The sequence below is a fragment of the Winogradskyella pacifica genome (genome assembly GCF_013403915.1).
Taxonomy (GTDB): Bacteria; Bacteroidota; Bacteroidia; order Flavobacteriales; family Flavobacteriaceae; genus Winogradskyella; species Winogradskyella pacifica.
Window position 1 is genome coordinate 45434 of the sequence record NZ_JABFDI010000016.1, and the last position, 20167, is coordinate 65600.

General features: G+C 33.5%; 18 protein-coding genes. 5 read left to right on the forward strand and 13 right to left on the reverse strand.

Features of this window, described 5'->3' with window-relative positions:
• Nucleotides 1–5: 5 nt before the first annotated feature.
• Complete coding sequence (locus tag HM984_RS13770; RefSeq protein ID WP_179349557.1) at nucleotides 6–2144, reverse strand: TonB-dependent receptor plug domain-containing protein; 2139 nt, start codon at nucleotides 2142–2144, stop codon at nucleotides 6–8.
• A gap of 102 nt (nucleotides 2145–2246) precedes the next feature.
• Here HM984_RS13770 and HM984_RS13775 point away from each other — a divergent pair, with 102 nt between their 5' ends.
• The 5 genes from HM984_RS13775 (at nucleotide 2247) to guaB (ending at nucleotide 8937) form a co-directional block, all read left to right on the forward strand.
• Entirely contained in the window at nucleotides 2247–3149 is a 903-nt protein-coding gene (locus HM984_RS13775) for a DUF6607 family protein (RefSeq protein ID WP_179349558.1), read from the forward strand.
• 28 nt (nucleotides 3150–3177) lie between these two features.
• Nucleotides 3178–4659: an ankyrin repeat domain-containing protein gene (locus tag HM984_RS13780; protein WP_179349559.1), complete on the forward strand. Its 1482-nt coding sequence runs from the start codon at nucleotides 3178–3180 to the stop codon at nucleotides 4657–4659.
• Nucleotides 4660–4672: 13 nt separating this feature from the next.
• Complete coding sequence (locus HM984_RS13785) at nucleotides 4673–5158, forward strand: DUF2271 domain-containing protein (RefSeq protein ID WP_115811839.1); 486 nt, start codon at nucleotides 4673–4675, stop codon at nucleotides 5156–5158.
• Between the two features lie 10 nt (nucleotides 5159–5168).
• Entirely contained in the window at nucleotides 5169–7367 is a 2199-nt protein-coding gene (locus HM984_RS13790) for a PepSY domain-containing protein (protein ID WP_179349560.1), read from the forward strand.
• A 97-nt stretch (nucleotides 7368–7464) separates the two neighbouring features.
• On the forward strand, nucleotides 7465–8937 hold the full coding sequence (gene guaB, locus HM984_RS13795; protein WP_179349561.1) for an IMP dehydrogenase: 1473 nt from the start codon (nucleotides 7465–7467) through the stop codon (nucleotides 8935–8937).
• Nucleotides 8938–9055: 118 nt separating this feature from the next.
• Here the strand turns inward: guaB and HM984_RS13800 are convergent, their stop codons facing one another.
• The 12 genes from HM984_RS13800 to thrA all read right to left on the reverse strand — a co-directional run bounded on the left by HM984_RS13800 (nucleotide 9056) and on the right by thrA (nucleotide 19905).
• Entirely contained in the window at nucleotides 9056–9784 is a 729-nt protein-coding gene (locus HM984_RS13800) for a siderophore-interacting protein (protein WP_179349562.1), read from the reverse strand.
• A gap of 11 nt (nucleotides 9785–9795) precedes the next feature.
• On the reverse strand, nucleotides 9796–10656 hold the full coding sequence (locus HM984_RS13805) for an SDR family oxidoreductase (RefSeq protein ID WP_179349563.1): 861 nt from the start codon (nucleotides 10654–10656) through the stop codon (nucleotides 9796–9798).
• Between the two features lie 13 nt (nucleotides 10657–10669).
• Nucleotides 10670–10882, reverse strand: a complete 213-nt coding sequence (locus HM984_RS13810; RefSeq protein WP_179349564.1) for a hypothetical protein — start codon at nucleotides 10880–10882, stop codon at nucleotides 10670–10672.
• An 87-nt stretch (nucleotides 10883–10969) separates the two neighbouring features.
• Nucleotides 10970–11833, reverse strand: coding sequence for a helix-turn-helix domain-containing protein (locus HM984_RS13815; protein WP_115811829.1), 864 nt, complete (start codon nucleotides 11831–11833; stop codon nucleotides 10970–10972).
• Between the two features lie 146 nt (nucleotides 11834–11979).
• The gene (locus tag HM984_RS13820) at nucleotides 11980–12747 is read right to left on the reverse strand and encodes a thioredoxin family protein (protein ID WP_179349565.1); all 768 of its coding nucleotides are present in this window, start codon (nucleotides 12745–12747) and stop codon (nucleotides 11980–11982) included.
• 7 nt (nucleotides 12748–12754) lie between these two features.
• Entirely contained in the window at nucleotides 12755–13297 is a 543-nt protein-coding gene (locus HM984_RS13825) for a TlpA disulfide reductase family protein (protein WP_257018500.1), read from the reverse strand.
• A gap of 70 nt (nucleotides 13298–13367) precedes the next feature.
• Nucleotides 13368–13718, reverse strand: coding sequence for a ribose-5-phosphate isomerase (locus HM984_RS13830; RefSeq protein ID WP_115811823.1), 351 nt, complete (start codon nucleotides 13716–13718; stop codon nucleotides 13368–13370).
• Between the two features lie 156 nt (nucleotides 13719–13874).
• Nucleotides 13875–14711, reverse strand: coding sequence for a DUF6503 family protein (locus HM984_RS13835; RefSeq protein ID WP_179349566.1), 837 nt, complete (start codon nucleotides 14709–14711; stop codon nucleotides 13875–13877).
• A gap of 34 nt (nucleotides 14712–14745) precedes the next feature.
• Nucleotides 14746–16035 (reverse strand): threonine synthase, encoded by a 1290-nt coding sequence (gene thrC, locus HM984_RS13840; protein ID WP_179349567.1) that lies wholly within the window; start codon nucleotides 16033–16035, stop codon nucleotides 14746–14748.
• A gap of 50 nt (nucleotides 16036–16085) precedes the next feature.
• Nucleotides 16086–16442, reverse strand: coding sequence for a four helix bundle protein (locus HM984_RS13845; protein ID WP_179349568.1), 357 nt, complete (start codon nucleotides 16440–16442; stop codon nucleotides 16086–16088).
• A gap of 60 nt (nucleotides 16443–16502) precedes the next feature.
• Nucleotides 16503–17426 carry a homoserine kinase gene (locus tag HM984_RS13850; RefSeq protein WP_179349569.1) on the reverse strand — a complete coding sequence of 308 codons (924 nt, stop codon included), beginning with the start codon at nucleotides 17424–17426 and terminating at the stop codon, nucleotides 16503–16505.
• A 4-nt stretch (nucleotides 17427–17430) separates the two neighbouring features.
• Nucleotides 17431–19905, reverse strand: coding sequence for a bifunctional aspartate kinase/homoserine dehydrogenase I (thrA, locus tag HM984_RS13855; RefSeq protein WP_179349570.1), 2475 nt, complete (start codon nucleotides 19903–19905; stop codon nucleotides 17431–17433).
• Nucleotides 19906–20167: the final 262 nt, after the last annotated feature.

The following is a 20167-nucleotide window of genomic DNA, read 5'->3' on the forward strand; positions in this document are numbered from 1 at the left end:
AGTGTTTAAAAATTTAGGTTATATAATAGTTTTAAATAAAAAGATCTTCCATAGCCTAACAATAAAGCATTACTGTTAGTAGTGTGTGTGCCACCAGTAGCAGTATTGCTGACGTTTACATTGGTGACATCTAATAGGTTTCGTGCACCAAGCGTGACTTTAATTTTATTGTCTAAAAATGATTTTTTAATAGAGGCGTCTAACCAACTGTAAGCATCCGTTGTCGCTTTTGAGAATGTAGAATTACCATCCGTATCAGATCCAGATGCTAAGTATTGTTCTTGCTCTCCGTTGTATTTTAATAATAATGTGAATGAAGTATCCCAAGGTTCTACAAAATAGGATGCACTTGTATTGACTTGAAAATTGTACAGAAAATCATCAGTGCCATTAACTTCATTACTATTAATTCTAGAAATGCCTTGAAACGTTGCTCCTAAGTTGAATGATAACTTATCTAATTTCAATGAATTTTCTAATGAAAGACTCCACAGTTTAAATTTATCAATGTTTATAAATTGATATCGCAATGGACTGGTATTAACGACAGCCAAATCAATTCTATCTGAAACATCTACATAACTTAACTTTAAGTTGTTGACTAAAGACAGGTCATTAAACCAACTTCTCTTTTTTAGATTCACAAAGGCTGAAAATCCATTCTCTGGATTTAGGTTTTCATTACCCTGAACATCATGATTAGAATCTACAAAATAGTAGTATAACTCTTCAAAATTAGGTGTTCTATAAGAGGTACCAACGTTGGCTCTAAGTTCAAAACCATTATCCATTAAATAACGCGCACTTAAAGAGCCCATTAATTTCGATTTAAAAAGTGAATTATATTCATAGCGTACACCAGGACGTAAAGAGAATGCATTGGATAAGTTTAATTCCGAAGACCCAAAAATGGCTGAATTAGTCTGCTTATTGGTTTTATCTTGTTGGGTAACATCACCTGAAGCTTGTGTGTCAAAGCCTTCAATATAGCGCGCTTCATAACCGAGTTGGAAATTATAAAAATCACTTTTCACTAAGTTATCTATAGTTCCTTTAGAAAAGAAGACTTTACTAGATTGGTAGGTTTCATCCGTTTCATTACTGCGTTCTTTACTTAAAATGAAATAGTTAAATTCGTTTAAGTCGCGTTCTTGTTGTTGGTAGGAGAGTGCTACGTTATAGTTAGCTCCAGAATTTAAGTTACCATCAATATTAAGATTGTTGACAAATCGGTTGGTGGTAAATATGCGATCTGTAGCAGATGGATTACTCGTTTGATTTTGAGTATCTATATTCGCTCGTACAGCGGCATCATAGTAATTAATTTGCTCGTTAAAGTATTCAAACTTGTATAGTACTCTAAAATTATTGCCTTTATAATTAATTAAAGCATTGGTGTTTAATTGCTGTTTTGGTAACCATTCATAACCTCTAAGACCATCATTTTGGTAATAATCTTGTCCTTGGCGTTCATCGAAAAATCCGGCGAAACCATTTCGGTTAGCTCCAATTTTAGCCATCCATTTCTCATTAATATTATGAGCCACGCTAAAGGATTGGATATGTCTACCTTCATCAAACAAAGCATACTCATCACTTACGGTTTCTTCTTGTAAATAGGCTCGAATGTTCCATGTGTTAGCAATAGACTTTTTAGTAATAATATTAATCACTCCAGAAACAGCATTCGCACCAAATTCTACTCCCATGGCACCTTCAACGATTTCAATACGTTCAATAGCATCGAGATTAATTTGTGTTAAATCAATGTCATTCCCTAAACCATTATCACTAACCATGGGGATGTTATCCACCAAAATATTGAAATATTGCGAGTCTAATCCAAAGAACGAAATCGTAGAGCGTCCTGTTTGGGCATTAGGAATAATAGTAAGGTTAAGGTTGAAATTTAATAAATCGGCCAAATTGTTTGCCGCAACTTGCTCAATCTGAGTTCTATTAATAACAATGACATTATGTACGGACTTTTTAATAGAGGTTGGATTATACTGGCCAGTAACAACGACTTCTTCTAAAGGTTTCACTTTAATACTGTCCGTTGGTGTTTCACTTTTTTGAGCAAAAGACCACGAAAAGAAAATAATTGAAAAATAAATTGGGATTTTATTTTTATTTAGACTCATTCTTGATAAATTTGTCGCAAATATATAATCTTATTTTAATTCATTCTAAATAAGAATAGTTTTTTTTAAATAATTTTTAAACACATCATTTATCTTTTAAATATGAAAAAAGTAGTACCAGTTTTAGCCATTGTATTAGCATTTACTTTAAGTAGTAACGCACAAAAAAAGAAGACTCTAGATCAGGAAGCCATTAAAGATATGTGTGGTTGTTTTGAAGTAACGTTCAATTTTACAGAGACCTTTAACTATAGTAATGATTCGCTTTACAGACCTTCAGAAACCAAAATTGATAAAGGTTTAGAGTACGCTTTTGCTATAGAAGATGAAGATGATAAAATTTCAATTCAACATTTATTACAAGTTGGGAGACCTGATAGTCCACATATTGTAAAACACTGGAGACAAGATTGGTTATTTCAAAACCAAGACTTTTATATGTATAATGGCGATAATAATTGGACCTTTGAAAAAAAATCTAAGGATGCTGTAAAAGGACAGTGGACGCAGAAGGTGTTTCAGGTAGATGATAGTCCACGGTATGAAGGTTCTGGTACTTGGGTTCATGTAGATGGTAAGAATTACTGGGAAAACACAACAACAGCGCCATTACCGAGACGTGAATACACCAAACGTAGCGATTACAATATTACATTAAGAGGTAACCGTCACGAGATTACTAACTATGGTTGGGTTCATGATCAAGATAATGATAAAGTGTTACGAGAAACTGGAAAAGAAGATGTTATTATTGCAAAAGAAAAAGGATTTAATACGTATAAAAAAGTAGATGATAGTAGATGCCAAGCTTCAATAGACTGGTGGAAAGCGCAACAAGGTAAATGGGCTTTAGTAAGAACCAAATGGGATGCTGTTTACAACAGAAATAAAGATTTAACTCTTGCTGAAAAAGTGGATAATAAAGTATTGTTTAAATACTTATTAGATGACGAGATTACAGCAGAAAAAGATATCAATAGTATTATAGAATCTTTTGTAAAATAAATAAGTTTAAAATAAATCAATCATATATATGAAAACAATTAAATCGATATTAGTCATCCTTTTTGTGGCCTTGTCTTTATCTACTTTCGCACAGAATGAAAATATTTTTTTAGATCGTGAGTTTTGGGGAACCCAACCAACGGTAGAAACTGTGAAACAGAAAATAAAAGAAGGTAACAATCCTGCTGAAGCCAATGGTAATAATTTTGATGGAGTCGTTTATGCAACCTTGCAAGATGCACCTTTAGAGACGATTACTTACATGATTTCTCAAAAAGGAAATGACGTTAATAAATTAACGCACGATGGTAGAACCTATGCCTTTTGGGCAGCTTATAAAGGCAATGCTGAATTAGTGCAATACCTATTAGAAAATGGGGCAAAAACTAATATAACAGACGACAAAGGGAACTCTATAATCAATTTTGCTGCTGGTTCTGGTCAACAAAATACTAAGGTATATGATCTTGTTATTAAATATGGAGCAGACGTACAGAAAGATTTAAATCCCGATGGAGCAAACGCTTTATTAATAGCAGCGCCCAATGATCCAGATTTTAAATTGGTATCTTATTTTCAGTCTAAAGGATTAGATATTAATAGTGTAGATAGTGATGGTAATGGCATTTTTAATTACGTCACCAAAAAAGGTGAGATAGAATCTTTAAATGCTTTATTAAAAAAAGGAATCAAAGGCACTGATCAAGCTTTTATATTTGCAGCAAATGGCGCACGAGGTACAACTAATGGTATTGAGGTTTATAAGTACTTAGAAAGTGTAGGTTTAAATCCGAATGTAACTAATAAAGAAGGTGAATCGGCACTACATATTTTGGCAGCTAGAAGCAAAGATTTAGATGTAATTAAATTCTTACTAGATAAAGGCTTAAAGGTGAGTACTAAAGATTCTAAAGGAAATAATGCCTTAATGCATGCAGCTTCAAGCAATAACTTAGAGGTCGTAAATCTTTTAGCTGATAATTTAAAAAACCATGATGATATAAATAAGAAAGGCCAATCGGCTTTAACTTTAGCTGTAGGTGGTAATACTTCAGATGTTGTAGCGTTTTTAATCAAAAAAGGTTATAAAACTGCTCTTGTTGATACAGATGGAAATAATTTAACCTATTATTTAATCGAATCATATTCACCTAAGAATAAAGATGTATTTTCTGAAAAAATGGCATTATTAAAAGCGAATAAGGTCGACTTAACTCAAGTGCAAAAAAATGGAAATACTTGGTTTCATTTGGCAGCTGAAAAAAATAGTCTTGATTTATTAAAGTTGGCATTAAAAATGAATCAAGATATCAATGCGAAAAACAGTGAAGGAAATACCGCTTTGCATTTAGCTGCATTAAAAGCTAGTGACGATTCTGTTCTTAAGTTTCTTATAGAAAATGGTGCTAAGAAAGACATCGTTACAGATTTTGAAGAATCTGCTTATGATTTAGCAAAAGAAAATGAGTTGCTAAAAAAGAGTAATACCTCAATTGAATTTTTAAAATAATATAATTTTGAATATGAAGAACATACGTACAATAGCATTATTATGTGTCGTAATATTTAGTTTAGTATCATTTACTAATCCAGTAGAATCTACAAAGTACAAATGCATGATTCAAATGACTAACTATACAGGTGAAGGTGCCTATATTGTTATTTCATTATTGAATTCTGAAGGTGACTATGTAGAAACCTTAAACGTCATTGGAGACGATGATGAGTGGTATAATACAGTAGAGTCTTGGTGGGATTTTTACGGCAAAAAACGTAACGATATTGATGCTATCACAGGAGCCACAGTGAGTGGAGGAGAGCGTACCATTAATGTGATTGAAATTGATAACGACAAACTAGATAAAGGTTACAAGTTAAGATTTGAAACCGCTGTTGAAGATCAAGACTATTACGAAAGTGATGTGGAATTTGAGTTAACTTCAGAGACCATTAAATCTAAAGTTGAAGGAAAGGGATTTATCCGTTACATCCGAATGATGCCTCAATAAAACAGACACTATGACCATTTCCATTTGGAGATACAGTCATTTAGTTTTGGCTGTCATATCTTCTTTGTTCATTTTAATAGCATCGGTAACAGGTGCTATTTTGGCGTTTGAACCCATTACAAATCAGTTGCAACCGTATGCTGTTTCTGGGGCGAACGCCATTTCTCTTGCTGAAACCTTAAGTGTGTTGCAACAAGAATATGATGACGTCTTTACACTAGAAATTGATAATAACGATTTTGTAAGTGCATCAGTCATAACCAAAGAAGGAGACAGTGAAACCTTTTATATCAATCCCATTACAGGCGAAAAATTAGGTGATATTATAAAGAAAGCACCAATTTATGAATTCGCAACCAACCTTCACCGTTCGCTATTTTTAAAAACAACAGGTCGTATTTTAATAGGTGTCGTATCCTTTTTGTTATTTCTGATTTCAGTAACAGGAATTCAACTGATATTAAAACGTCAAGGTGGTATCAAACGTTTCTTTTCTAAAGTGGTTAGAGAAAACTTTGATCAGTATTACCATGTCGTTATTGGTCGATATACCTTGATTCCTATTGTGATTATTACGCTTTCAGGTGTGTTTCTATCGCTTGAAAAATTTGATTTACTTCCAAATTCTAAAATTTCACATAACTATCCAGAACAGGATGACGTTGAACACAAATTAGACATCATAGAGTTTCAAACATTTCAAGATATAAAACTTGAAGATTTGAACTATGTAGAATTTCCATTTTCAGATGATATTGAAGATTATTTCACCGTTAAATTATCTGATAAGGAAATTTTAGTCAATCAATATACAGGAGCTATCGTCAGTAATCAAAACACTTCGTTTGTAGCATTAGCGTCTAATTGGAGCTTAATTTTGCATACAGGTCAAGGGACTATTTTATGGTCAATAGTATTGTTATTAGCGAGTTTGGCCATTTTATTTTTTATGTATTCGGGCTTTGCCATGACGATAAAACGACGAAAAGAAACAGCGAAAATTAAGAATAAATTCAAAAAAGATGAGGCAGACTACATCATTTTAGTAGGTTCAGAAACCGGAAACACCTTTAATTCTGCCAAGCTATTTTATGACGCTTTAATCGCAGAAGGTCATTCGGTTTTTATTGCGGCTTTAAACGCGTATTCAGAATATAAAAAGGCTAAACATGTCATCGTTTTTGCATCGACTTATGGCGAAGGTGAAGCGCCTACAAGTGCTTCAAATTTTGAGAAATTATTTCAAAAAACACATCATAAGCAAACGGTTCAGTATGCTGTTGTTGGTTTTGGATCGCTTATGTATCCTGACTATTGTAAATATGCCATTGAAGTCGATGAGATGTTTCAAATGCAAGACAATTTTGAGGAACACCTTCCGCTTTTCAAAATTAATAATCAATCCTTTGAAGCTTATAAAACGTGGATTAAGCAATGGAATGAGCGCACTAATCACGATTTAAAAATTAAGTTTCAAAAACCTCAAGTCAATTTAAAAAAATTAAAGGAGTTTAAGGTTATTAATAAATCAGAGCCTAATAATGACGATTCATTTTTAGTACAATTGCGACCAGATAAAAAAGTAAAATTTGAATCTGGTGATTTGTTGTCTTTATATCCGGAAGCCGATTATATTGAACGCCAATATTCCATTGGTAAAATAGAAAAAGACATTATTTTAAGTATTAAAAAACACGAATTTGGGGTCTGCTCTAATTATTTCAACAACGTAAAAGTCAACGAAATTGTTAAGGCACAAGTCAAACGAAACCTAGATTTTCATTTTCCAACGGATGTAAAAGAAGTGGTGATGATAGCCAACGGGACAGGAATTGCACCGTTTTTAGGAATGATTAACGATAATCAAAGTCAAATAAAAACCCACTTATTTTGGGGAGGACGTACACAAGACTCTCTAAGTATTTATGAAAATATTATAGATTCAGCATTTAGTAAAAAGACCTTATCTAGTTTTCATATTGCGTATTCACAAGAGCAGAAAGATAAAATTTACGTTCAAGATTTAATTTTAGAGCATCAGGACTTGTTGAGTGGTGTTCTGAATGCTAATGGAGTCATAATGATTTGTGGTTCTGTAGCCATGCAAAATCGCGTTTTAGAAGTGTTGCATACCATCACTACAACACACTTAGACAAACCGTTAAGTGCTTTTGAAAACAACGATCAGCTTAAAATGGATTGTTATTGATTATTAATAGATTGTTAAGTGTTGTAAATAGCCTTTCAATATGTTATAATTTGTCAATATTAATTGTACTTTTGCGTGCAATTAAATTTTAATTGCCATGACAGCACACGAAAATAAAATTGTTGGAGAAGGTCTTACTTACGATGACGTACTCTTAGTTCCAGCATTTTCAGAAGTTCTTCCTCGCGAAGTCAATATTCAAACTAAATTTACACGAAATATAACCATCAACATTCCTGTGATTTCCGCAGCTATGGATACGGTTACCGAAAGTAAAATGGCGATTGCCATGGCGCAAGAAGGTGGAATTGGCGTGTTGCACAAAAACATGACGATTGAGCAGCAAGCGGATAAAGTACGAAAAGTAAAGCGTGCTGAAAGCGGTATGATTATCGATCCTGTGACCTTACCATTAACTGCTACTGTTTTTGATGCCAAGTCTAATATGGCCGAGCATGGTATTGGTGGGATTCCTATCGTTGATGACAACGGAATCTTAAAAGGGATCGTTACCAACAGAGATTTACGTTTTGAACACGAAAGCAAAAAAGCCATCGTAGATGTTATGACTAAAGAGAATTTAGTCACTGCAGCTGTTGGAACGTCTTTAAAGGATGCTGAAAAAATTCTTCAACAAAACAAAATTGAAAAATTATTGATTGTTGATGATAGTTATAAACTAAAAGGCCTAATTACGTTTAGAGATATCACTAAGGTGACGCAAAAGCCAAATGCAAATAAAGATTCTTACGGAAGATTACGTGTTGCAGCGGCTATTGGTGTTACTGCAGATGCGTTAGAACGTGCTTCTGCTTTAGTAAAAGCAGGTGTAGATGCTGTAATTATTGATACAGCTCACGGACACACCAAAGGTGTGGTGATGGTATTGAAAGACATTAAAAAGAAGTTTCCTAAACTAGATGTTATCGTTGGAAACATTGCTACAGGTGAAGCCGCAAAATATTTAGTAGAAGCTGGTGCTGATGCTGTAAAAGTAGGAATTGGTCCTGGATCAATTTGTACAACTAGAGTAGTAGCGGGAGTTGGTTTTCCTCAGTTCTCTGCGGTTTTAGAAGTTGCTGCAGCTATTAAAGGTTCTGGAGTGCCAGTTATTGCAGATGGTGGAATTCGTTATACAGGAGATATTCCTAAAGCGATTGCCGCTGGTGCAGATACCGTAATGTTAGGGTCGCTTTTAGCTGGAACAAAAGAAAGTCCTGGTGATACGATTATTTATGAAGGTCGAAAATTTAAATCTTACCGAGGCATGGGTTCTGTTGAAGCCATGAAACAAGGAAGTAAGGATCGTTATTTCCAAGATGTTGAAGATGATATTAAGAAGTTAGTACCAGAAGGTATTGTTGGTCGTGTGCCATATAAAGGTGAATTAGTAGAAAGTATTCATCAGTTTATTGGTGGACTTAGAGCAGGAATGGGCTATTGTGGTGCTAAAGATATTGCCACTTTAAAAGAAACCGGACGTTTTGTTAAAATCACAAGTTCTGGGATTAATGAAAGTCATCCTCATGATGTAACGATTACTAATGAGTCGCCTAATTATTCAAGATAACCAAATTCCTGCGAAACCAGGAATCTATATAAATAACAAAAACAGCATCTTTTAGGATGCTGTTTTTTTTGTTACTATAATAATCTAGGGGGTGTTTTAAATTTCTTTTTATCAGCAATTATTCTAGTCCTTTTTTTTCAGGGTTCCAAAAAGGTTTTGTGTTTATTCGTTTGGTGTCCCAATGTAATTCTTTCCTGAAAAAATGATTTAAAGCGATACATGTCCTGCTATCACCAGCAATATAAGCTATCGTTTTACCTTTTAGAGTAGGGATAATTTCTTTTAATTGAATAATAATTTCATGGTATGGATTTTCAGGTAATTCATGAAAGTTAAAAGGAAAGCGCCCATCAATATCAGAAAACAACTCACTTTTATCAGAATTGTAGATAAAACTAGTCACTTGCTTATCCTTGCCAATATTTCGGTTAATCATGTATAAATGAGACAAAGCAGAAAGATCTCCTATCATAATATAGCTATCCGCTGAATCATCTGCGGTAAAGTTACCTTTTTTCCATTTGTAATAAATGGTATCGCCTTCTTTACAATCTTTTGCCCATTGCGAGCCTACACCTTTACTATGTGTGGCAATTGCTAAATCTAATGTGCCTTTTTCTTTATCAATATCCCAAACGCTATAGCTTCTTATTTTGTCTTTCATTGACAGTTCATCTTTGCCAATACCTACAGCCATTCTTAAAAAAGCACCAGGTGTAAACGTAGCTTTACGAATACTGTCTCCTTGCAGGCGAATTCTATAAGCACTCTTAGAAAGTGTAATCTTTTCAGTAATAGTAGCTTCCTCTAAGACTACAGTTTTTAATATGTTTTCTAAAATACGCAATGGTCTTAAATTTAATTTTGAACGTGATTTTGATGGTAAGTCTCTATTAGTTTTAATGCTGATTTATGTGCTCTACCAGTAGCTTTTTCATAATCAGAATGCACATCATTAGCACCATTTTTAATGCCTTCGTAAATTCCAGCTATGATTGTACCTAGAAACTCACCAAGCTCAGCTATTCTATCTGCTTTATAAGCTTCTACAGAAACAGCATTATAGACTAATTTTGTGCCGTAAACCTGATTAATAAAGTCTGCAAGTTGCTTTTGCGTAATCGCTTCACCTAATAAATTATAGGTATTACCATTATGCTTTTCCTCTAATAACATTTTAGCATAAGCGTAACCTAATTCTTCGCGGCTGGTATATGTGCATTTTCCTTGGTCTGCGGAATTTCTTATCTCACCGTCTTTTATGTAGGTATCTATATACTCTAAATCGGGTTCAATATAAATACCATTTCTACCAATAACCCATTGTAAACCGGAATTACGGATGTCTTCTTCTGTCTGACGATTGCTTTGTACCACGGGACTAAAAGCATTGTTTTCTTCAGCACCTATAATACTTGTATAGATTATTTTTTGAACGCCGTTTTGTTTGGCTGCTTCAATAACATTGCGGTGTTGTTGTATTCGTTTTTGTGGCTCATCCATACCAGAAACTAACAATACGATGTCTATACCTTTTAAAGCGGCGTTGAAATCTTCACGACTGTTGTAATCTCCTTTTCTAACTTCTACACCTAAGTGTTCTGCTTTTTTTGTGGTTCTTGCTATGGCTATGATATTTTCTTTTTTAGTGGCTTTTAAAAGTGCTTTTACAATGGCAGATCCTAAATGTCCGCTTGCTGATGTTACTGCAATTTTCATAATTCGTGTTTAGTTATGAGTGTTTGGATTTTAATTCTTCTAATTCTTTTTCAAGTTGATCGGCTTTCATTTTAAATTTATCCATAGCCTTTTTTAGTTGCTGGATTTTTTTAAAAGCCTCTTCATCCTGAACTGCTTGATATGTAGTTTCTCCTTCTCCTTCTCCTTCTTTTACTTTTATTTTAGAATAGCTCCCACAAGTTGGGCATTTTGCGACGTCGCTCATAATATGTTTTATAGCAAAGGTCTTCATATAACTACGATTGTAAAAGGTAAATCCGTTATTAAAAATGGTAAATCTGAAACCTTAAGACTAAAGTGAGGATTTGAATTCCTTAGGAGAAAGGCCTGTGTGTTTTTTGAAAAACTTAGAGAAATTGGTGACTTCATCAAATCCATTTTGATAAGCCACTTCTTTTAGACTTATAGTGCTACTAAAAATGTCTCGCTTAATTTCTAGAATCACGTAGTTATCAATAAAATGTTTGGCAGTATTTAAGGTACTTGCTCTAACTATGGTGTTGAGATGTTTTGTAGATATGTTTAGTAGTTGTGCGTAATCTTTGACGTTCCGTGTTTTAATATGATTTTCTTCCACCAAATTTTTAAAATTCATAAAAAGACTTTGGTGTTTTTTATTGAACGTTTCATCAGTGACTTTATGAGCTTCGCGCTCTAATTTCAATAAAAATAGCTCTAATATTTTAGCAATTATTTCCTTTTGAGCGTAAGTGTATTTGCTTTGAATCTCTTCAGTTATCCTTTCTAAAAAAAAGTCAGTTAAAGTGCTGTTTTCAACTAATGGATCTGAGATATGATAGTTGTATAAATGCGAAATAAATTTGACCGATGATTTTGAAAAATATTTTAAAATAAAATCCTCTGTAAATACGACGAGATACCCATCGTATTGAAAATGATCTTGAAAAGCATGTACCTGCCCTTTTGCAATTTTAAGTACAGAGCCTTTTTGGATGTTGTAAGTCTTTAAATCGATTTGATGTTCACCTTTACCTTCTGTAACAATCAATAAGGCAAAAAAGGAAATTCGGTGAGGCTGATATGGGTTGTGATTAGGATCTTTTTTAATTCGTGAGAATAATTCGTCTAATGAAATACATTCAATATCCGTAGCTCCTTCGCTACTTTTAAAAGCTACATTTGGGAAATGATTCAATGATGAATTGATTTATAAATTTTGAATAAAAATAACAATTAATATTGATTGTGCTGAGTTATACAAAATAGTCAATCGTTAACTAGTATTAAAAAAAAAGCAGCATCAAGAAGATGCTGCTTTATAACTGTTATTTAAGTGTATCCTTAAGCTTTACTAGCTTTTACCGGACAACCTATAGCTTTAGTGAAATTCGGACTTGGTTTCTCTCCCTTTTCCAAAGCTTCAATAGCGCCTTTAACAAAGTTGACTTTTACATCTTCAGGTGATTTTGCATTATCATCTATAGTACCAATATATTGTACTTTACGTTCTGCATCTAATAAGAAAACATGAGGTGTTCTTACAGCTCCATACTGAGGATATATTTTTTGACCTTCGTCTACTAAGTAAGGAAATGTAAATCCTTTGTCTTCTGAACGTTTTTGCATCGCTGCGTAACCTTCTTTTTCGTTTTCAGGACTGTTAGGGTTAATCGCAATTACAGGATACCCTTTTGGTGCATATTCATTGTTTAATGCAATTAAACGGTCTTCATATAATACCGAAAATGGACATTCGTTACAGGTAAATGTCACGATATAACCTTTTGCATTTTCAATACTAGCTAAAGAAATCATAGAACCATCAACGTTCTTAAGATTGAAATCCGTAGCAACATCACCAATTTTGTAACCTCCAATTTCTTCTAGGGTTTTTGTTTGTTCTGGACTACCTCCTTTAGGTGGTCCTTTTCTATCGCCTCCATGTGGTGGCCCTTTTCGGTCTCCGTCATGTGGAGGGTGTTCTCCTTTATGATCTTTATATTGATTTTCAGCAGAAGGTTCTCCTGTTGTATTTCCTTCATTTTTACAAGATACAAGTACACTTGCAGATAAGCCAATAATGGCAATTAGGACACTAATTCTTTTCATGTTTGTTTTAATTAAGTTTATGTATTTGGTTTTCTATGTCTTCTAAATTCTCGAATGAACGTTCATAAAATAAGCGTTCATCTTTGTTGAACATAATGGTAAATGGAATGGCTCCAGACCAATTAGGATCTATTTTGTCTATCCAAGTATTAGAATCCGGATCATCTAATAACACGACTTTAGAGCTTATATTTTTTTCCTTTAAAAAAGGTTTTAGTTTCGTTTCTATATCCTTAGGAAAATCTAAACTCACTAAAATGACTTCTACATCTGGATTCTGAGCAGCGAATTGCTCAATGTATGGTAATTCTTTGACGCAAGGTGCGCACCACATCGCCCAAAAATTAACGAGATAGGTTTTATCGGATTCCGTATAAATTAAGGGTTCAAATTGATTAAAATCATAAACAGGAATATCCTCATTAAGGTCAATATTTTCCTTAGTTGCTATGTTTTTATCTAAGTTTGTATTGTTACAACTCATAAAAAAGCTGAGTGCTAAAACGAGATATAGTGGTGATTTTAGGGGGTTTATTTTTAATAAATTCAAAATGATGTATTCTATTATTTTTTGTTAGACTCCATCACTGACAAAAGGTTTAATTTAAAAGTGTTTTTTATTAATTAAACCAAACAGCATAACCTTCGCGTCGCAATTCTAATGCTATTTGTTCTTCTGCTTTTAAAGCTTCAGCTCTAGTGAAAAATGGATCGATATGATTAAAAAGGCTCGGACGTAAATAGGTGCCGTATTTCTCGACAATATTCGCAGATATTTTATAACCTTTTTTATTTCGATGCCCTGTTTTATGTTGAAGAAAACGTTCTTTTGGAGTTTTACTTGTCATGCCAACATATAAACATTCTAATACACCATTAAATTGTGGATTGGCATTCCTGAACTTAGCATTGTCGGTAAAGACACGCTTAGATAATTCTATAACATATATGGTGTAAAGCGTTTTTGCCATTTTTAGATGTATAGACTCTATTTGTCACCGCTTAGTACGCGATAATAATGGAGTAACTCTTTATCATTATTTGGTAGTCTGCCAATACCTTTTTAACTAAAACCGAAACGCTCTAATAGTTTTCTAGAAGCTAAATTAGTTTCAAATGTTTGGTTTTTATTTTTTGAAATCGTCCTTGGTTAAATTAGTATTGAATTTTATGTTAGTCCAACTTACGATAATCCATGGCTTGTCATCGACGTCTGCATTCCATGTTGAAAGCTTATATTTTCGTTTTGTCGGCATTAATAAACCGTCAACTTCTTCATAGTCTAAAACCATCAAATTTGGAGTTTCCATTTTTCCAAAATCAGCTACTGTAAATAGAAACTGATCAACTAAGTTAGTGTCTTTATTAATATACAATTGGTAGATGTCTGTAGGTTTATCATTTTTTGAATCGAAACTCACCTTTACAACATCATAAGTTTTGCTGTCGATAGTTTTTTCTTCGATAAATTCATAATTCACTCCTGGATCTAATAATTTTTGAAACATAGTAAACCAGTAAAAATTTGTAGGTCTGTTAAAAGCGACTCTCTTTAAGTAGTCTTCATTCGTTAAAACGTCACCGTTATGTTTTAACCAATACGCGTTGCCGTCATAACCTTGTTCTATTACCCCTTCAAGGTTGGCTAATGTTCTTTCATGGGTATTATATGCTCCGTATGATAATTCACCGTCAAAAATATATTTTTCAGTAGAGCTATCTGTTTTTCCATCTGGTGTTTGGTAAGTATACGTGTAAACAACATCTTTAAGTTGACTTAACTTTTCGTAGTTACCTACGTTCTGAACCATGTTAAAAACTAACTCATGTCCTTTGTTTTGAAATTTCGGCGCCTGTTCCTGTTCTACGGTGCTAGTTTTATTTTCAGGTTTTACTTGGTTCTCGTTTTTACAAGATACCAAAAGGCTAATTAAAAGAATACTTGTTGTTAGGTGAAGTCTCATTTATGGTAAAATTAAGTTAGTTATTATGCAGTCATTATCGCAGTAAGAAGGCTTTCAATGCGTCATAAGAATTAATAGCGATTGCTACTTTTTCTTTGTGCATTACAGCTTCAATTTGTGGAGGTAAATCTATGTTTTCTCTAATTACGTCCTCAACAACATCTAAGAATTTTGTTGGGTGAGCCGTTTCTAAAAATACAACATGAGCCTCATTTTCTTTTAAGTAGTCTTTAGCTCCCAAATACCCTACAGCTCCGTGAGGATCTGCAACATAATTAAAATCATTATACAATTCTAAAAGAGCAGCTTTTGTCTCATCATCAGTGTAGCTGTACGATGATAAATTAGCTTTTAACGTATCAAAGTCATTATTGTGTAATTCTTGAATTCTGATAAAATTACTCGGATTTCCAACATCCATAGCATTACTAATCGTTTGAACAGATGGCTTAGGATTGTACGTTTGAGAAATCATATAATTAACAACCGTAGCATTTGCATTGTTGGCTGCAATAAAATGTTTAATCGGTAAGCCTAATTTTTGAGCCACCATACCAGCACAAATATTTCCAAAATTACCACTTGGAACTGAAAATACGAGGTCTTTGTTTTTAGACTTGAGCTGTTTGTAGGTAAACATAAAATAGAAAAGTTGCGGTAACCAACGTGCAATATTAATGGAGTTGGCTGAAGTCAATTGCATTTTGCTCGTTAATTCAGTATCCATAAAGGCTTGCTTTACCATGTTTTGACAATCATCAAAAACACCATCAACTTCTAAGGCAGTTATGTTTTGACCTAGTGTCGTTAATTGTTTTTCTTGAATATCACTTACTTTTCCGCTAGGGTAGAGGATAACGACATTAACACCTTTAACACCTAAAAAGCCATTAGCAACCGCTCCGCCTGTATCTCCAGAAGTCGCGACTAAAACGGTAACATCTTTAGTGTTAGTTTTATTAAAGTACCCTAAACAGCGTGCCATAAAGCGTGCACCAACATCTTTAAAAGCCATTGTTGGTCCATGAAACAACTCAAGTGTTGAAATGTTTTCATTGATTTCAACTACTGGAAAATCGAAGTTTAATGTTTCTTCCACAATAGTTTTTAAAACGTCTTCTGGAATTTCAGGAAGTATGAATTGCTTTATCGCTTCAAAAGCAATTTCAGAATTAGACTTGTCCTCAATGGTTTCAAAAAATGAAGCATCTAAAGGTGTAATAGATTCAGGAAAGTATAAACCTTTATCTGGTGCTAATCCTCTTACAACGGCATCTTCGAAGGTTGTATTGGGAGCTTTTTTATTTAAAGAATAGTAATTCATAGTGTTTTGACAGAAGACGGGAGACTGAGGACAGACTGCCGAATTCATTTTTAGTTAATGTTTCTTTTGAATGCTGCCATTTTGTTCATTAAGTGAAAAGCAGAATTGTATAATTCGATAAAAATTTCTTCTGAGATATAATTTCGTCGTTTTGCTTTAAATAAACAAGTTACTTCTTCAGCCAAAGAACGAATTGAGTATCCTATAAATTTACGTTGTTCAGGATTTGATTGACCAATTGAACCTTCAGAAATATTAAGAGCAATAGAATCTACAGCTCTCATAATTTGCGATGTTAAATTAAACTTTTCTTTATTTGGAAAAAGTTGAGAAACATCATTTATAACTTCTCCGAAATCCATAGTATCTTGCCAAATAATCAGTTTTTCAAATTTGAATTTATTCATAATCTCAATTTTAATTCTCTTCCATTTCTGTCTTCCGTCAATAGTCTTCCGTCATTTTTTCTACAAAACCCGAATCCCTTCGGTATTAATCTTAGAAACATAAGTTTCAAATTTTATATCTGTTTTTGAATAGATCATTTTAATAGCCTTTTCAACATTTTTTGCAGTAACTTCTCCTTTACTTAACATAAAAATTGAAGGTCCAGAGCCAGAAATCGCACATCCTAAAGCACCTGCTTGTAATGCTGCTGTTTTAACGTCATCAAAATGTGGAATCAATTGCTTACGATATGGTTCAATCACCACATCGTGCAATGCGTCCTTAATTAGGTTGTAATCTGAAGTATGTAAAGCATGCACCAAACTACCCACATTTGCCCATTGTGCAATAGCATTGCTTAATGGAATCTCTTTAGGTAAAATCGCGCGAGACTCTGAAGTTTTAATTTCAATTTGCGGATGAATTAACGTCGCAAATAAATCGGATGGAGTCGGTAGCTCTAATATTTGCAGTGGAGAAGCACTTTTTACAAGTGTAAATCCTCCAAAAATAGCAGGAGCCAAATTATCCGCATGTTCACATTGACTAGCCAAAGCTTCGCCCTTCATAGCATAGTACGTCAGCTTAGTTTTATCTAATGGTCTTCCGAGGAGTTCGTTCATTCCAAAAACACTTCCCGCTGCACTAGCTGAACTGCTTCCAATACCACTGCCTGGTTTTATGTTTTTATAAATTTCTATTTCAAAACCGCAATCGGGTTGTAAAGCTTCATACATGGCTAAAGCCGAAACTCCAGCGACATTTTTTTCGGCTTCAAACGGTAAATCATAGCCTTCAATTTTAGTGATTTTAATGCCTTTTTGATCCGTTTTTCTAATCACCATTTCGTCACCAATAGTGTCTAAGCAAAATCCAAGTACATCAAATCCACAAGCGACATTGGCTACCGTTGCAGGCGAAAATATTTTAATTTCTTCAGTCATCATATTAGTTATTAGCGATTCTAATGATATCAGCAAATAACCCAGACGCTGTAACATCTGCACCAGCACCAGCACCTTTAATAATTAAGGGTTGCTCAGGATAGCGTTGCGTGTAAAACATTACAATATTATCTTTTCCTTTTAAGTTGTAAAATGGATGGCCTTCAGGAATTTCTTGAAGTCCAACTTTAGCTTTTCCATCATTAAATTCTGCTACAAATTTTAGTTGGCAGTTATGGTCTTGTGCAGATTTAAACAAGCCTTGATAATAGGCTTCGTCTTCAATCAATGTTTTGAAGAAGTCATCAACCGTATCAGAATTTGAGGCGTTTTCGGTTAAGAAATTGTCACTTTCAAGTTGAGATAATTCAATAGCATGACCACTTTCACGAGCCAAAATTAAAACTTTACGAGCGACATCAATTCCGCTTAAATCTATTCTAGGATCTGGTTCTGTATAGCCTTCTTCTTGTGCTTGTTTTACAACATCGTAAAAAGTAGTTTCAGCATTAAAATTATTGAATATAAAATTAAGACTTCCAGATAAAACGGCTTGGATCGTGTTTATTTTATCTCCTGAAGTAATCAAATTACTCAAGGTGTCTAATACAGGTAAACCTGCACCAACATTGGTTTCAAATAAAAACGACGCATTGTATTGTCTCGATAGCGCTTTTAACTCATTATAGTATTCAATATTACCAGAACAGGCTATTTTATTACAAGCGACTACAGAAATACTTTGTTTTAAATAGTTGCCATAAATATTAGATACGGCTTCATTTGCTGTAATGTCCACAAATACAGAATTTCTTAAGTTCAAGTTTTTAGCGTGTTCAAAAAAGCCATCTAAACTTGCTTTTTCACCGTTCTCTAATTCTTCCTTCCAGTTTTTTAAATTAATGCCTTCATCATTAACGACCATAGTTCGAGAATTGGATAACCCAGCAATTCTTAGGTTGATTTTAAAATTCTCTTTGACGTAGGTTTTCTGCTGTTTAATTTGCTCAATCAGACGTTCTCCAACATTACCAACTCCAGTAATAAAGAGATTGATTTGTTTGGTTTTGATTTCAAAAAACTGCTCGTGTAAACTATTTAGTGCTTTTTTAACATCGTTTTTATGAATCACAGCCGAAATATTACGTTCTGAAGCCCCTTGAGCAATGGCTCTAATATTCACGTTGTTTTTACCAAGTGTACTAAACATCTTCCCGCTTATACCTTGATGATTTTTCATTTTATCACCAATTACGGCGATAATAGATAAGTTGGTTTCTAAAACAATAGGATCAATTTTTTGCAGCGCAATTTCATATTCGAAAACAGAGTCAATGGCTATTTTGGCACGTTGCGCATCGAGATCAGATATTCCGAAACAAATAGTATGTTCTGAAGATGATTGTGTAATTAAAATGATATTAATTTTCTCTTGAGCAAGCGTTTCAAATAGCCGTTTACTAAATCCAGGCACACCAACCATACCATTACCTTGTAAGGTAAGTAGGGCTACATTATCAATATTGCTAATTCCTTTTACAGGCGAATTTCCATTTGGAGTTACATTTTGAGTAATTGTAGTGCCAATAGCATCAGGATCTAAAGTATTCTTAATCACAATAGGAATTTTCTTTTTAAGCACAGGCATTACTGTAGGAGGATACAATACTTTGGCACCAAAATGAGATAACTCTACAGCCTCTTGATAAGACAATTCTACAATAGGTGCGGCTTGTTTTACTAATTTAGGATTAGTGGTGTACATACCACTAACGTCTGTCCAGATTTGTAATTCATCAGCATCCATGGCCGCTGCAATAATAGCCGCTGTGTAATCTGAACCACCACGACCTAAAGTTGTTATTTCACCATTGATAGAGTTTGATACAAAACCAGGCAATAAAACAATAGGACTAGAGTTTGAATTAAAAAAGGATTGGATATTAGTGTTTGTAATATCGAAATATACCGTAGCATTATTAAAATTTGAATCTGTAACTATTAGTTCTTGTGAGTTCTTTAATGCCGCGTCGATTGCTCTAGATTCTAATGTAAAGTAAATTATTGTTGATGATAATTTTTCACCAAAACTTAATAATTTATCCTTAGTTTTTGGAGACAATTCATTAATAAGATAAATACCATCTAAGAGACTTTTTAGGTCACTTAATTTTTCTGTAATTAAATCATGTAAATCATCCTGCTTTTTTTGTGTTGATTTATCGTTATCAGGATTTAAAAATAAACCTTCAATTACAGCATTGTGAATAGACCAAATGGTATCATATTTATTTTTGTAGTCTAAATCTTTATTACAAGCCAAGTTTCCTGCTTCTAATAATTTATCTGTAATGCCACCAACGGCAGAAACCACAACGGCAATATTGGTTGTTTTAGATTGTTGGTCTAAAATAGAAATAACTTTATTTATGTTTTCGGCTGAACCAACTGATGTTCCACCAAATTTGAGAACTTTCATACTAAATATATTTTAAGAGAATAAAATGTCTGTATAGACAATTAGGGACGGAGAACATATTATAAATTACCCCAAAGGGTAATAATCGTTGTAATAAAAAACATAAATGCACACATAGCGTGTGAATTGGAAATTATTGATATGTTATTTTTTTTCTTCATTACATCTCAAATGTATTATTTTTATAACAATAAAAAAACAATTCGTTTCTTTTTAGGGATTTGTTAAAAATAGCGCTTCTAATTATTAAAAATGAAACGAA

Coding starts and splice junctions, on each gene's coding strand:
- HM984_RS13805 (WP_179349563.1), bottom strand. CDS start 10,656: ATGAAAATTGCAGTAACATCAGCAAGCGGACATTTAGGATCTGCCATT.
- HM984_RS13770 (WP_179349557.1), bottom strand. CDS start 2,144: ATGAGTCTAAATAAAAATAAAATCCCAATTTATTTTTCAATTATTTTC.
- thrC (WP_179349567.1), bottom strand. CDS start 16,035: ATGAATTACTATTCTTTAAATAAAAAAGCTCCCAATACAACCTTCGAA.
- HM984_RS13810 (WP_179349564.1), bottom strand. CDS start 10,882: ATGAGCGACGTCGCAAAATGCCCAACTTGTGGGAGCTATTCTAAAATA.
- HM984_RS13850 (WP_179349569.1), bottom strand. CDS start 17,426: ATGACTGAAGAAATTAAAATATTTTCGCCTGCAACGGTAGCCAATGTC.
- HM984_RS13790 (WP_179349560.1), top strand. CDS start 5,169: ATGACCATTTCCATTTGGAGATACAGTCATTTAGTTTTGGCTGTCATA.
- HM984_RS13785 (WP_115811839.1), top strand. CDS start 4,673: ATGAAGAACATACGTACAATAGCATTATTATGTGTCGTAATATTTAGT.
- HM984_RS13820 (WP_179349565.1), bottom strand. CDS start 12,747: ATGAAAAGAATTAGTGTCCTAATTGCCATTATTGGCTTATCTGCAAGT.
- guaB (WP_179349561.1), top strand. CDS start 7,465: ATGACAGCACACGAAAATAAAATTGTTGGAGAAGGTCTTACTTACGAT.
- HM984_RS13835 (WP_179349566.1), bottom strand. CDS start 14,711: ATGAGACTTCACCTAACAACAAGTATTCTTTTAATTAGCCTTTTGGTA.
- HM984_RS13845 (WP_179349568.1), bottom strand. CDS start 16,442: ATGAATAAATTCAAATTTGAAAAACTGATTATTTGGCAAGATACTATG.
- HM984_RS13780 (WP_179349559.1), top strand. CDS start 3,178: ATGAAAACAATTAAATCGATATTAGTCATCCTTTTTGTGGCCTTGTCT.
- thrA (WP_179349570.1), bottom strand. CDS start 19,905: ATGAAAGTTCTCAAATTTGGTGGAACATCAGTTGGTTCAGCCGAAAAC.
- HM984_RS13775 (WP_179349558.1), top strand. CDS start 2,247: ATGAAAAAAGTAGTACCAGTTTTAGCCATTGTATTAGCATTTACTTTA.
- HM984_RS13830 (WP_115811823.1), bottom strand. CDS start 13,718: ATGGCAAAAACGCTTTACACCATATATGTTATAGAATTATCTAAGCGT.